Genomic DNA, 12,978 nt, shown 5'->3' with positions numbered 1-12,978 from the left:
TCATGATTGCAACATTGTGTTTGGCTTTGAGTGCGAGTGCAGGCGCGAAAGCGGGCGCGCTGGAAGACTATCTTACACAAGTGCAAGAGGCGAATCCAACTTTGCAGGCGGCTAAGGCTGCTGCAGAGAAGGCGCAGTTCCTGGTGCGGCCAGCTTCTACTTGGGACGATCCCTTTATCGCCGCAGGCGTAGATGAGAAGCCCTTTGATGGTAGTATGGGCGGCGTTAAGAAATATCAAATTAGTCAAACGATTCCTTTTCCTGGAAAGAACTCCGCCCGATCAGCTATTGCAACCCACGAAGCTGATTCAGCAAAGAGCGATGTTGAGACAGCCGCGCGGCAAATTCGAGTTCTCGCAACTCAAATATATTTCAAAACATTTCTGAATCAGAAGGCTATTGAACTCAATCGAGACCTTCATCAGATTTTGAAGACGGTCGCTGATAGCTCCAAGGCCCGTTATCAATCGGGAACTTCTGGACACCACGAATGGCTTCGTTCACAGGTCGAGCTCAATATCTTGGAGGTCGAGAAGCTGCGGCTTCAAAGGGAGCAAAAATCGCTCACGGCCGTCTTTAATGAAATGAGAAATCAGCCCGCACAGGCTGCCATCCCTGTTTTAGCCTTCGAATATAGGGAGCCCGCAAGCCCTCCTGCGCAGCCGGATCTTTCAGCACAACCCGAACTTCGCTCGATTGATCTTTATTTGAAGCGGGCTTCCGAAGAAGAGCGACTCGCAAAGCTTTCTTATTTTCCTGATTTCGTATTGCAGGGAATGATGATGGAACCTGATCCTGAAATGATGGATGAAAAGAAAAATTGGGGTGTCATGCTTGGTGCAAGTCTTCCGCTCTTCTTTTGGAGAAAGCAAAGTGATTTGAGCCAGGCCGCTTCCGCACAGAAGCGAGTTGCCGATTTTGAGCGACAGAGTCTTGTAAACCGAATTTCCGCAGAGTGGTTGGAAGCTCAAGAGCAATTGAAGACTTCCAAGGATGTGGTCAAGCTATACCTTTCTTCAGTCCTTCCCTCGACGCGACTAGCGGTTCAGAACGCGAAGACAAGTTATTCATCTCGCAAGCTATCTCTCGATCAGTATCTTGATTCGTTGAAGGTTCAGCGCATGCAAGAACTTGAGCTTGTTGCGGCTCAAATGGATGTCTTTTTAGCAAATTTGCGACTGAAGGATTTGCTATCTAGTCCGCCTCTTCTTCGCTTGTCGCCAAGCCGGCCGAGCTTATTCGGTGGCGATTCCATGGGATCTGATGCTGGTATGGGTTCAATGGGGTCAGGAACTGTCAATATGGGCTCAGGAATAAGCGGACCTACTCGCAAAACCAAATCTGGTGGAACTCGAAGCAATGACGGTTCAGGTATGGAAGGTATGTAATGAAAAATCATTTGATAGTAGCGTTTATATCATTGTTCCTAGCCCGGTCGGCATTCGCTCAAGCTGGACACCAACACGGAAGTCCTCCGCCTGCACCGAAAGCAACTGATCAAAAGAAAGCCGAACCCAGGAAAGAGGATCCTCGGGTTCCTGTAGAAGTTCCAGTCGAACAGCAAAGCAAAATGGGATTGAAGGTTGCTAAGGCCAGTAAACGCAAAGTCGACCACACGATTCGCACCGTCGGCACCGTGACGGCTGATCAAACAAAGGAAGCCCACGTTCATACTCGAATCAATGGATGGATCGAGGATGTATTTGCAGATTATGTCGGAAAGGAAATTAAGAAGAAGCAACCGCTTTACAGTCTCTACAGTCCTGATCTGGTCTCAACTCAAGAAGAATATCTATCGGCACGAAAGCAAGGCAGTACAGGTCAAGAAATCGCTAAAGCCGCACTTCAACGTTTGCGACTTTGGAACGTACCAGAAACTGAAATTTCAAAACTCACACAGTCAGGAAAAGCCAAGAGAGCACTCACTTTTGAGTCATCCGTTGATGGAGTTATCGTCAATAAGACAGCCATTAAAGGCATGTATATCACTCCAGAAATGGAGCTCTACTATATCGCAGATCTATCGAAAGTTTGGATAATCGTCACTTTATACGAATATGACCTGGCAAGCATCTCTGTTGGCGATGAAACAGTCATTCAGCTTCCTTACGACGCGAATCGAACTCTAAAAGGAAAGATCAGTTACATTTATCCTGAAGTCGAAATGGAGACAAGAACCGCAAAAGCTCGAATTGAAATGCCAAACCCGGACCAGAAACTCAAGCCAGGAATGTTTGCCAACGTTGAGCTTAAGAAAAATTTGGGTGATGCGATTGTGATTCCTGATGATGCCGTGATTGATACAGGCGTTCGTCGAATCGTCATTGTCCGAAGGCAGAATTCGAGATTTGAACCCAGAGAAGTCAAAGTAGGTGCGCGCGTTGGGCAAGAGTTCATTGTTCTTTCAGGACTGAAAGAAAACGAAGAAGTTGTCGTCAGCGCTCATTTTCTTATAGATGCAGAAAGTAAGCTTCAGGCGGCGTTGCAGCGAGGAGAGAAAGCTTCAGAAGGACACAGTGGCCATGGAAAGTGATCGCATATGATTGCAAGGATAATTGACTGGTGTTCTCGAAATTCTCGAATCACTTTCGCTATTGCCGCATTTTTAGGTCTTTGGGGTATTTACTGCCTTAAGAATATTCAAGTCGATGCGATTCCTGACCTCTCTGAGACTCAGGTAATTATCTACACCGAATGGATGGGCCGCAGCCCGGATCTTGTGGAAGATCAGATCACCTATCCCTTGGTTGCTTCAATGTTATCCGCTCCAAAGGTTAAAGTGGCTCGTGGCTTTTCAATGTTCGGAATGTCTTTTGTCTATGTGATTTTTGAAGACGATACGGATCTATATTGGGCCAGAAGCCGAGTTGTTGAGTATTTATCAAAAATTTCCGGGCAACTTCCCCAGGGGGCAAAGACTTCTTTAGGTCCCGATGCTTCGGGTGTCGGCTGGGTTTTTCAGTATGTGCTCGAAGACAAATCAAGCCGGCATGATCTCGCTGAGATAAAGACTTTTCAAGATTGGTATTTGAAGTATTGGCTGGCTTCTGTGCCTGGGGTAGCCGAAGTCAGCAGCATTGGCGGTTTTGAAAGGCAGTATCAAGTGGAAGTCGATCCCAATCGCTTGGCATCGCTCAAAATTCCCATCGAGCGTGTGATCCGTGCCATTCGGGAAAACAACAAGGATGTTGGTGGAAGGACCCTCGAGATTTCTGAGCGAGAGTATTACGTGCGAGGTCTTGGCTATATTAAGGATCCTCGTGAGCTCGAAAATATCTCGTTAGGCCTAAGCTCCACAGGAACCCCTATTCGAGTTGCGGATGTGGCTCGTGTGAATATCGGGCCAAATATTCGTCGTGGCCTTTCTGACTTCAATGGAAAAGGTGACACGGTCGGCGGCCTTATTGTCATGAGACAAGGCGAAGAGGTTTCCCGAGTCATTGAACGAGTTAAAGCCAAAATTGAGGAAGTCAAAGGAGCCTTCCCGCCAGGCGTAGAGTTAAAAGTCGTATATGATCGTTCGAGTCTGATTCAAGAAGCCATTGAGACGCTCAGGAACAACATCTTTGAAGAGATGGTTCTCGTCTGCTTAATCATTTTGCTCTTTCTCTTTCACGTCCGAAGTGCTTTAGTCGTCGCTATTACTCTGCCTCTGTCCGTTTTGATATCAATGATTCCCCTTTATCACCTCGATATCAGTCTTAATATCATGTCGATGGGAGGAATCATTCTAGCCATTGGCGACATTGTAGATGGTGTCGTCGTGTTTATTGAAAATTCTCATAAGAAAATTGCTGAACATGGCCAATCAAGAAGCCGCTTGGAGCTTGTGACAGAGGCTTGTCAAGAGCTCGGCCCTTCGATCTTTAGTGCTTTACTCATTATCAGTGTTTCATTTCTTCCTATTTTTGCTTTGCAAGCGCAAGAGGGAAAGCTGTTTCATCCTCTGGCTTACACGAAGACCTTCGCAATGATTGCCGCGGCCCTTGTGTCGATCACTGTGACACCGCCTTTGATCGCCTACTTTCTGAAAGGTCGTATTCGCTCTGAAGAAGAAAATCCCGTCAACCGAAAGTTACAATCGCTCTATAGACCTGCTTTGATTTGGTGTTTGAAGAAGTCAAAGGTCGTGTTGGTTGCCACCGCAGCTATGGTGGCCTTGAGCCTGTTTGGCTTTTCGCGTTTGGGATCAGAATTTATGCCTTCGCTATGGGAAGGTGATCTACTTTTCATGCCAATTACAGTCCCCGGAATTTCAGTGACCTCAGCAACAGATCTTCTGACACGCCAAAGCCAAGCTATAAAGACCGTACCAGAAGTTGAAAGTGTGTTTGGTAAGGCTGGCAAGTTTGATACAGCAACAGATCCAGCACCACTTTCAATGTTTGAATACACCATTCGGTTGAAACCAAGATCTGAATGGCGAAAAGGTTTAAGTGAAGATGAACTGATTGCGGCGCTTGACAAAGCCGTCGAAGTACCGGGCCTCAACCGCGCCTGGACGAAGCCAATTCGTGGGCGAATTGATATGCTTTCCACGGGTATACGTACACCCATCGGAATCAAGGTGTTTGGTAAAGACCTCAAGGTCATTGAGGACATCGGACAACAACTTGAGCGAACCTTAGCCAATGTTCCTGGAACCAGAAGCGTTTACGCCGAGCGAATTATTGGCGGCTACTATCTCGATTTTGAGCCGAACCGAGAAGATCTACAAAGATATGGTCTCAACGTTGGTGATGTCCAAATTGTGGTCGAGACTGCCATAGGTGGAATGGAAATTTCCCAAACCATTGAAGGTCGCGAAAGGTATACCATCAATGTGCGTTATCCGCGGGAACTTCGAGATAGCATTGATAAGCTCAGTCGGACTCTTGTGGCAACTCCAACTGGAACACAGATTCCGCTTGGACAGTTGGGCCAGCTCGTAACCCGAAAGGGACCGCCAATGGTTCTTAACGAAAATGGTTCGTTAGCCGGGTACGTCTACATCGACTTACAAGATAGAGATCCCGGAAGCTACGTAAACGATGCTAAAAAAGCAGTTCTGGAAAACATCAAAATGCCTCCTGGTTATTTTGTGTCTTGGACGGGGCAATATGAATATTTAGAGCGAATGCAGAATCGAATGAAAATCATTTTACCACTCACACTCTTACTCATTTTCGCGTTTCTGTATTTCAGTATGCGATCTGTATCGAAAAGCTTGCTTATCATGTTCTCTGTTCCACTTTCTCTCATTGGCGGCATTCTCCTCATGTGGGGGCTCAATTACAACACGAGTGTCGCTGTTTGGGCTGGGGCCATCGCGCTAATTGGTGTGGCAGTTGAAACCGCTTCGATCATGATTGTGTTCATTGACGAGGCATGGAATCGAAGACGTAAGGAAGGGACACTCAAGGGTCACGATGATTTTATCGCGGCTACGGTTGATGGAGCCCAAAAGAGCATGCGTTCGGTTCTCATGGCGGTCAGCATGAATATCTTTGGTCTTTTGCCTGTCATGCTTGCTACCGGACTTGGCGCAGACGTGATGAAGCGACTTTCATCGCCGATGTTCGGTGGCCTCATCTCACTGACATTACTTACTTTGTTCGTCATTCCGGTCCTCTATCTCTTAAGGGAAAAAAGGGTCTATCCCGCACAAAGGACGCCATGAGCCCAAATAGTTCCATCCCCCCTTGGGCGCGAAAAGCTGATGAGATTTTGACTGAACATCAGGTCACCGTGGACCGAGGGCTTGGGCCTGACGAAGCTAATAGCCGACTAGAAAAGTTTGGCCCCAATATATTGGGAACCGAAAAGAAGGTCTCAAGACTTTCGCGCCTTCTTCACCAATTTAAAAGCCCAGTTGTCATTATCCTCATAGTGGCGATGGTCATTTCGTTTGCTTTGGGCGAAACAGTGGACGCAGTCGCCATTTTAACAATCGTCATCATCAATTCGTTGATTGGTTTCTTTCAAGAAATCAAAGCCGAAGCCGCGGTTGAAGCTCTGAAAAAAATGTCGGCACCAAAGGGGCGAGTCATAAGAGACGGTAAAATTCATGAGATCCCGGCTTCTCAGATTGTTCCCGGTGATATTTTATTTCTAGAGTCCGGAGACTTTGTCGCAGCTGATGCTCGCCTCATTGAAGCCAGACAGGTTTCGGCAGATGAAGCGGTCTTAACTGGTGAGTCTATTCCTGTTACTAAGAGAACTTCTCCGGTAGAGATCGAGACTGTCGTGGCTGATCGGAAAAATATGTTATTTGCCGGAACTGCAGTGGCCACAGGAACTGCGAAGGCTATCGTTACAACTACCGGACTTAAAACGGAGAAAGGCAAAATTGCCAGTCTCCTGGAAAGTACAGACAAAGCTTCAACGCCATTGCAGCTGAGGCTTGAGGAAGTCAGTCAAAAATTGTTATGGGCCTGCGGAGTCGTCGTCATTCTTGTCGCCATCTTAGGATACTTGCACGGCGAAGTATGGCTTGAGATCGCAATGACTGCGATCAGTCTCTCAGTTGCCGCGATTCCTGAAGGGCTTCCGACGGTAGTTACTTTGGCGTTAGCATTAGCCATTCGACGTATGACGAAAAAGAATGCGATTGTGAAGCATCTTCCTGCGGTTGAAACTCTGGGATCAACCAGTGTCATTTGTACCGACAAAACTGGAACGCTGACGACAGGAAAGATGCGCATTCGTGAGGTTTACACTTTGCAGTCTGGCTTGCGCTCCGTGGACGAGAGTCTTCAGTCTGAGATTGAATTAATAACGAGTTCAGTCCTGTGCTCGAATGCGGCGCCTAATTCTGATGGCGGTCATTCGGGTGATCCCACAGAGGTTGCACTGCTGGTTTTAGCCCAAAACGCGGGCTTGGATTCAGGCAGTCTCACGCGAAAGTACCCTAGAGTTTTCGAATGGAGTTTTGATAGCGACCGAAAGAGAATGAGCGTCGCTTGCCGGCATGGGGATGGTATCTTGGTTCATTGTAAAGGGGCTCCTGAATCCGTCATCTCGCTTTGCAATTTATCGACAGGAGATCGGCAAAAGATCGTTCAAAACGTAGAGGACTTGTCTGCTAAGGGACGAAGACTTTTGGCCATTGCGAGAAGAGATCTGTCAGACACAATAGCTGAGCGAGGAACAAAATTCCCTGCCTGGTCCGAAGTTGAAAAAAATTTGGAATTCTTAGGCCTTGTATCCATTGCCGATCCGCCTCGTACTGAAAGCATTAGGGCGGTAGCTGATTGCCGCGCGGCTGGGATCAAAGTTGTGATGATCACAGGCGACCATCCAGAGACAGCGAAAGCAATTGCCGGTGAACTTGGCATCCTGGACAAGAATTTTAATGGTGTTCTTGCCGGGCCCGAGTTGGAAAAACTATCCGATTCAGAGCTTCGCGAACAAGTTGAAAAAGTAGCAGTCTACGCTCGGGTTTCACCAGAGCATAAATTGAGAATTGTAAGATCCTGGCAAGCCCTCGGACATGTTGTTGCTATGACCGGCGACGGAGTCAACGATGCTCCCGCATTGAAGCAGGCGTCAATCGGCATTTCAATGGGTCGTGGTGGAACCGAGGTCGCGCGCCAAGCTTCCTCAATGATCCTTACAGACGATAATTTTGCGACAATTGTTTCAGCGGTGGAAGAAGGCCGGGCTATTTATGGGAATATCCGCCGCTCGATTCAATATCTTCTTTCGGGAAATCTCTCTGAAATTCTGATCATGTTGGGTGCGGCCATTGTGGGTTGGCCAGCACCGCTGGCTCCGATCCACCTGCTTTGGATTAATCTTGTTACTGACGGTCTACCGTCACTGGCTTTGGCCGCAGAACCTGTGCCTAAGAATTTCCTGAAAACGACAAAGCGGCCTTCGGCAGAGAATTTTTTTAGCAGTCACTTTTACAAAGAAATGATTTTTATAGGCATCACGATCGGCGTAATGTCACTTTTAGTTTACGGATACAGTTTAAAATATGAAGATGAGACGACGGCTCGTACACATGTATTTACTTTCCTGGTATTTGCGGAACTCTTTAGATCTTTCGCCTGTCGTAGCGAAACTCAGACTGTTTTCCAGCTGGGCCTTTTTTCCAACATGTATCACATTGCGGCCGTCATGGTTCCGATGATTTTTCAAATCTCGCTTCACCATTTCCCGCTATTTCAGAATGTTTTCAAGGTCACTCACATCGGGTGGACTGAATGTATATTGTTTCTGATTTTAACAATGATTCCAGTCAGTGCACTTGAAGTAAGAAAATTTATTAAACATAGATCGATCTCAACCTAGGAAGTAAAAAATGAAACGAACAATGAACGCATTAACGTTTGTAGGCCCCGGGAAAATTGAACTTCGCGAAAATTATGAAAAAATTGGTTCAATTTTAAGCGCAGTTTACTGGCAGGAACTTTCATCATTTTTTCGAAAAAGACGTTCGCGGCGTGCGCGGGTAAATCTCAAAAGAAAGTTCGATTGAGGCGGCGTTTTGAATCGGTCCAAGATACTGGCTGACCCCCTCTAGGTCCTGGCCTTACTTAACTTTTTTTGGTACAGAGAATGACTGGTAGTTTGAATGTGATCGCAGATGCAGGGGTATCTCCGACAAGAGTCGCCGTGTGATAACAATGGCCTATCGCGCTGCGGAAAGGAAATTTTGCGTTCCGCGATAGACTGGATCTGGAACACCACTGAAAACTGATGAACTGATATGGTGCCGTGGTGGTGCAGCACGACGTAAACGGCGAATTCTTGAATGAAGTTCGGATCCAAGGCGCTGCGCACAGCCTTAGTCCAAGTGACTGTCTTTATCGGTAAAGTTTTGTATACTGGGCTTTGAAGATTTCGCAATTGTTTTAGGGATGCATATTTAGAGGCTCAATAATGAGAAAAGAGTTTTACATCGCCCTTGTGGTCGTGTGTGTGTTGAACGTTTTATTTTATTTCTATTGGACGATCGGGTTGTTATCTCTCTTCTTTTTCGTTCCTTTCTTCGCGTTGGGTATTCGCGATATTCGTCAAACTCGTCACGCGATCAAATCGAATTTTCCGGTCTTTGGCCATTTCCGCTATCTTTTGGAATCAATTCGCCCCGAGATCAATCAATACTTTATTGAGTCGAATACAGATGGTCGCCCGTTCAGTCGTGAACAACGTTCGGTGGTTTATCAGCGCGCCAAAAAAGTTTTAGACACTGTTCCGTTTGGAACTCAGCACGACGTTTATAAACAAGGCTATGAGTTCGTGACTCATTCCATGTATCCCAAGCATGTCAGCGAAAAAGATCTGCGCATCATGGTGGGCGGAGAAAAATGTAAACAGCCTTACTCTTTATCCTTACTAAATATCTCTGCGATGAGCTTTGGCTCTCTTTCGACGAACGCGATTCTATCCTTAAATGGCGGCGCTAAAGATGGCGACTTCGCTCATAACACGGGGGAAGGCGGTATTTCTCCGTATCATTTGGAAATGGGTGGAGATCTCATTTGGCAAATCGGAACAGGTTATTTCGGTTGCCGCACTCATGACGGCGTTTTTGATCCCGAACTTTTCAAAAAGAATTCGCGACACCCTCATGTGAAAATGATTGAGATCAAGCTGTCTCAAGGTGCTAAGCCAGGTCATGGCGGAATTTTGTCGGGAAAGAAAGTCACGCAAGAGATCGCCAATATTCGTAACGTTCCTTTGGGGAAAGACGTGATTTCTCCTCCGGGACATAGTGCTTTCCACGATGCCGCAGAGATGTTGACCTTCATTGAAACCTTGCGCGAGCTTTCCGGCGGGAAACCTGTCGGTATTAAACTGTGCTTAGGTCATCGCAGAGAATTTGAAGAGCTGGTGTCTTTGATGGCGCAAAAGAACTCTTATCCCGACTTCATCGCGGTTGATGGGGCGGAAGGTGGAACCGGTGCCGCACCTTTGGAATTCTCAAACTATATGGGGATGCCCGGCATCGACGCTTTAGTGATTGTCGTAGACACCCTGAAAAAATTCGGCGTGCGCGATAAAGTAAAAGTATTGGCGACAGGAAAAATCACCACTGCGTTTGATATCGTGAAGCTTCTTTGTATTGGTGCTGATGCCACTTATGCAGCTCGCTCGATGTTGTTGGCCTTGGGTTGTATTCAAGCACTTCGCTGCAACAACAACAAGTGCCCGACCGGTGTAGCAACCCAAGATCCAAATTTGGTAAAAGGTCTGCACGTTCCCACGAAGCGCGAACGTGTTAAGAATTTCCACGGCGAAACCCTGGGAACAGTGGCGCATATTATCGGTGCGATGGGATTCTCAAGACATCAAGATCTCAGCCGCGCGGACTTATACAAGCGTATTGATGAAAATCATATTAAAACTTATCAGGATCTTTACCCTGAGCCGGCGCCCCTGAACTCGGGTCATAGTGAAGAAGTCCTAGTGAAGAGTCTTAAGCCGGAGACTGTTTAAGCCTTTTTGTGGGAGGATCTGCGCGAAGTGTTTTTTGACCTGATCAATGGATCATGCTAGACCTCAAGTAAAGTTGAGGTTGGCATGTTTGGCGCAAATGAATTAGGACAAACACTGAGTGTTGGAGAGTTATCGAAAAGATCCGGCGTTCCTGTATCTGCTATTCATTTTTATGAAGAAAAAGGCCTGATCAAATCATGGCGCACGGAAGGCAATCAAAGACGCTTTCCTCGAGGCATGTTGCGTGTAGTTGCTATAATTAAAGCGGCGCAAAGTGTTGGGTTTTCTTTACTGGAAATCGCAGAAACCTTGAAACTGTTGCCTCAGGATCGTTCGCCCTCACAAGCTGACTGGCAAAAGATATCAACAAAATGGAAAAAAGATCTTGAAGAGCGAATCACGCATATGACGAAGCTGAAAGATCAATTGAATAGCTGCATTGGTTGCGGATGTTTATCTCTGAAAGAGTGCCCGTTAAGAAATCCAAAAGACAGATTAGCGAAAAAAGGTCCCGGCGCCGCTCTTCTCTAAAAGAAAGCATCCCCGCAACTTTTTGCATCTTGACCTCAAGTTAACCTGAGGTTTTAGAGTGGACCTTCATTAATAAGAGAGGTCTTCATGGAATATTTAACGTATAAAACACTTCATATCATCAGTATCGCAGCCCTTGTTGTCAGCCTGGGATTTATCATTGGCGGATGCTGGATCGGTGGCAAAAACGCTCTTCGCAAATGGGGCTTCATCACCCACGGCATCAGTTGGATTTTAGTTTTCGTGACGGCATTTAAGTTAGTGGGCGTGCTGGGCATGCACGAGAATTTTCCAAACTGGGCACAAGCAAAGACAGCATGTTGGATTCTTCTTTGGGTAGTGGCGTTCACTATTAAGAAGAAGCCCAAGTTCGTTGCGATTCATTATGGCGTGATTTTGATTCTTTCGTCGGTGGCTATTGGACTCGCGGTTCTTAAGCCTTCTTTTTAGTTCTGAAAAAATGGATCTTAGATCTCTGGCTTTTAGCCGGAAACTCCATGTTTCTAAAATTCAAGAGCCGAGGATGGTTGCCGAATTAGAACATTTGATCAAGGAGTTCGTCGAGCTGTTGGAAGTAGCGCAGGCTTTGTTTCTTCGCCGAGGTAACGTTAGATCGGCGCACCATCGCCGTCGCGATGGCGCTACCGTGGGTGAAGTCTATTAGAATATCTAACCACATCTGTCTTCTCTTCGGGGAAAGAGCTGTCGCTTCCAAAAGTTCGGACAAAAGATCTGTGATGCGTTTTGCCTCAGTCGAAAATGCTTCTGGAGTTGAAAAGACGGTAAGGGTCAGATTGGGGTACCGAAGTCCCATCTGGTAGTAGCTCGTTAGGAGGTGCTTGATTTTAACTCGTTCGCCGCCTTGAGCAGATTCAAAATTCTTTACGACTTGGCTATAAACTGCGTCAGATAATGCCTTCATAAGTGCAGCCCGACTGGGGAAATAGTGATAAATCGCCATCGGGGTAATCTTAAGGCTTGAGGCAAGAGCCCGCATCGAAAACCCATGGGGGCCGGTTTGCTCAAGCATTTCTAGAGACGTTGTGAGGATCAAATCCACACTTATTCCGGCGTCGCATTGGGGGCGTCCTCGCTTTGAAGTCATCGGTTCACTTCGTATTTGGATTGAATAAGGCCCGATGGAAAAACCTGCGTTTTGATGTGCGTGAGAGAGATGTCTTCAATCAGCGAGCCGAACAGCGGACGTCCTCCGCCTATGAGAACCGGAACAGAAGTGATCACGAGATCAGAAATCAATTTCTCTCGAAGGAAGGACTGAATGGTTTGACCGCCATCCACGTAAGCCCTCCTCCATCCTTTTTTCTCTAAATGCAACAGTACCTCTCGCGGAGAAAGTGCTGAAATTTGAACCTTATCTTTGAGATGTTCGGGCACGTCCTCTTCGGTAAGCGTTTTCGAGAGAACGACCACGGGAAGATTGTAGTACCAACTTTCGAATGTGAGAGCTTTTTCGTAGGTTCCGCGGCCCATGACAATTCCGTCAACGTCCTTAATGAAGTCGTTGTAACCGTGATCCTCGTTCGGATCGTCCCGAGTGAGGAGCCATTCGATATCGCCGTTCATCCGGGCGATGAAACCGTCAAGACTCGTAGCGATGAAGACATGTCCAGTAATCATAGAGACTCCTTTAAAATATACAGTGTATAATTAATTTATTTAATGTCAAGCATGCCATAAGTGAGTGGGTCCGCAGACGCTATGAGACCCAGTGATTTCTGATGAGAGAAATATAATAGGTGGATGCCCCCTACGGACGACGCTTGATCTTTCTGGGTTATTGAATTCACTTTTGATTGCTTGAAAAATAAAAAACCGGGGACTCGGTCTTCCCAGGTTGGGCTCCTGCCCAACCTTCCAGCCGGGGCCGTTCGCTCAGCCGGCCATCGTGGCCGTCTGCCCCATATCGAGGCTCCTAAGGTCGCATCCGACATGGGTCGCTCTCTCTTTTCTCGTCCTGCTACCCTGAACCCGGGGTCGGATTTTTCATCTATCTTCAAA

At 46.9% G+C, this 12,978-nt stretch carries 9 protein-coding genes and 1 pseudogene; 7 read left to right on the top strand and 3 right to left on the bottom strand.

Translation table 11 applies throughout. The features are described from left to right. Positions 1–2: 2 nt before the first annotated feature. From AZI87_RS01545 to AZI87_RS01515, 7 genes are all read left to right on the top strand, one after another. Entirely contained in the window at positions 3–1,388 is a 1,386-nt protein-coding gene (locus AZI87_RS01545; protein ID WP_253696668.1) for a TolC family protein, read from the top strand. A gap of 182 nt (positions 1,389–1,570) precedes the next feature. Beyond that, positions 1,571–2,533: an efflux RND transporter periplasmic adaptor subunit gene (locus AZI87_RS01540; RefSeq protein ID WP_172795497.1), complete on the top strand. Its 963-nt coding sequence runs from the start codon at positions 1,571–1,573 to the stop codon at positions 2,531–2,533. 6 nt (positions 2,534–2,539) lie between these two features. Further along, positions 2,540–5,659, top strand: coding sequence for an efflux RND transporter permease subunit (locus AZI87_RS01535; protein WP_063204685.1), 3,120 nt, complete (start codon positions 2,540–2,542; stop codon positions 5,657–5,659). After that, positions 5,656–8,277, top strand: coding sequence for a cation-translocating P-type ATPase (locus AZI87_RS01530; protein ID WP_063204684.1), 2,622 nt, complete (start codon positions 5,656–5,658; stop codon positions 8,275–8,277). Before AZI87_RS01535 ends, AZI87_RS01530 begins: the two co-directional genes overlap by 4 nt. 591 nt (positions 8,278–8,868) lie before the next feature. After that, positions 8,869–10,428 carry an FMN-binding glutamate synthase family protein gene (locus tag AZI87_RS01525; RefSeq protein ID WP_063204683.1) on the top strand — a complete coding sequence of 520 codons (1,560 nt, stop codon included), beginning with the start codon at positions 8,869–8,871 and terminating at the stop codon, positions 10,426–10,428. Positions 10,429–10,512: 84 nt separating this feature from the next. Next, positions 10,513–10,959, top strand: coding sequence for a redox-sensitive transcriptional activator SoxR (gene soxR, locus AZI87_RS01520; protein ID WP_063204682.1), 447 nt, complete (start codon positions 10,513–10,515; stop codon positions 10,957–10,959). Between the two features lie 87 nt (positions 10,960–11,046). Continuing rightward, positions 11,047–11,409: a hypothetical protein gene (locus AZI87_RS01515; protein ID WP_063204681.1), complete on the top strand. Its 363-nt coding sequence runs from the start codon at positions 11,047–11,049 to the stop codon at positions 11,407–11,409. 85 nt (positions 11,410–11,494) lie between these two features. Here the strand turns inward: AZI87_RS01515 and AZI87_RS01510 are convergent, their stop codons facing one another. The 3 genes and pseudogenes from AZI87_RS01510 to AZI87_RS01505 all read right to left on the bottom strand — a co-directional run bounded on the left by AZI87_RS01510 (position 11,495) and on the right by AZI87_RS01505 (position 12,597). Further along, complete coding sequence (locus AZI87_RS01510) at positions 11,495–11,881, bottom strand: hypothetical protein (RefSeq protein WP_253696325.1); 387 nt, start codon at positions 11,879–11,881, stop codon at positions 11,495–11,497. Then, positions 11,882–12,064 (bottom strand): annotated as a pseudogene (locus AZI87_RS18385) (TetR/AcrR family transcriptional regulator); the annotation flags it as partial. Continuing rightward, complete coding sequence (locus tag AZI87_RS01505) at positions 12,061–12,597, bottom strand: dihydrofolate reductase family protein (RefSeq protein WP_063204679.1); 537 nt, start codon at positions 12,595–12,597, stop codon at positions 12,061–12,063. The pseudogene AZI87_RS18385 and the gene AZI87_RS01505, both read right to left, overlap by 4 nt. Between the last annotated feature and the right edge of the window lie 381 nt (positions 12,598–12,978).

This window comes from Bdellovibrio bacteriovorus (assembly GCF_001592745.1).
In the GTDB taxonomy this organism is placed as follows: Bacteria; Bdellovibrionota; Bdellovibrionia; order Bdellovibrionales; family Bdellovibrionaceae; genus Bdellovibrio; species Bdellovibrio bacteriovorus_B.
This window is presented reverse-complemented; position numbering and strand designations above follow the sequence as displayed.

What these genes read in the sequence shown, in the direction of transcription:
- AZI87_RS01545 (WP_253696668.1), top strand. Translation starts at nt 3, where the DNA reads ATGATTGCAACATTGTGTTTGGCTTTGAGTGCGAGTGCAGGCGCGAAA.
- AZI87_RS01540 (WP_172795497.1), top strand. Translation starts at nt 1,571, where the DNA reads ATGGGATTGAAGGTTGCTAAGGCCAGTAAACGCAAAGTCGACCACACG.
- AZI87_RS01535 (WP_063204685.1), top strand. Translation starts at nt 2,540, where the DNA reads ATGATTGCAAGGATAATTGACTGGTGTTCTCGAAATTCTCGAATCACT.
- AZI87_RS01530 (WP_063204684.1), top strand. Translation starts at nt 5,656, where the DNA reads ATGAGCCCAAATAGTTCCATCCCCCCTTGGGCGCGAAAAGCTGATGAG.
- AZI87_RS01525 (WP_063204683.1), top strand. Translation starts at nt 8,869, where the DNA reads ATGAGAAAAGAGTTTTACATCGCCCTTGTGGTCGTGTGTGTGTTGAAC.
- soxR (WP_063204682.1), top strand. Translation starts at nt 10,513, where the DNA reads ATGTTTGGCGCAAATGAATTAGGACAAACACTGAGTGTTGGAGAGTTA.
- AZI87_RS01515 (WP_063204681.1), top strand. Translation starts at nt 11,047, where the DNA reads ATGGAATATTTAACGTATAAAACACTTCATATCATCAGTATCGCAGCC.
- AZI87_RS01510 (WP_253696325.1), bottom strand. Translation starts at nt 11,881, where the DNA reads ATGAAGGCATTATCTGACGCAGTTTATAGCCAAGTCGTAAAGAATTTT.
- AZI87_RS01505 (WP_063204679.1), bottom strand. Translation starts at nt 12,597, where the DNA reads ATGATTACTGGACATGTCTTCATCGCTACGAGTCTTGACGGTTTCATC.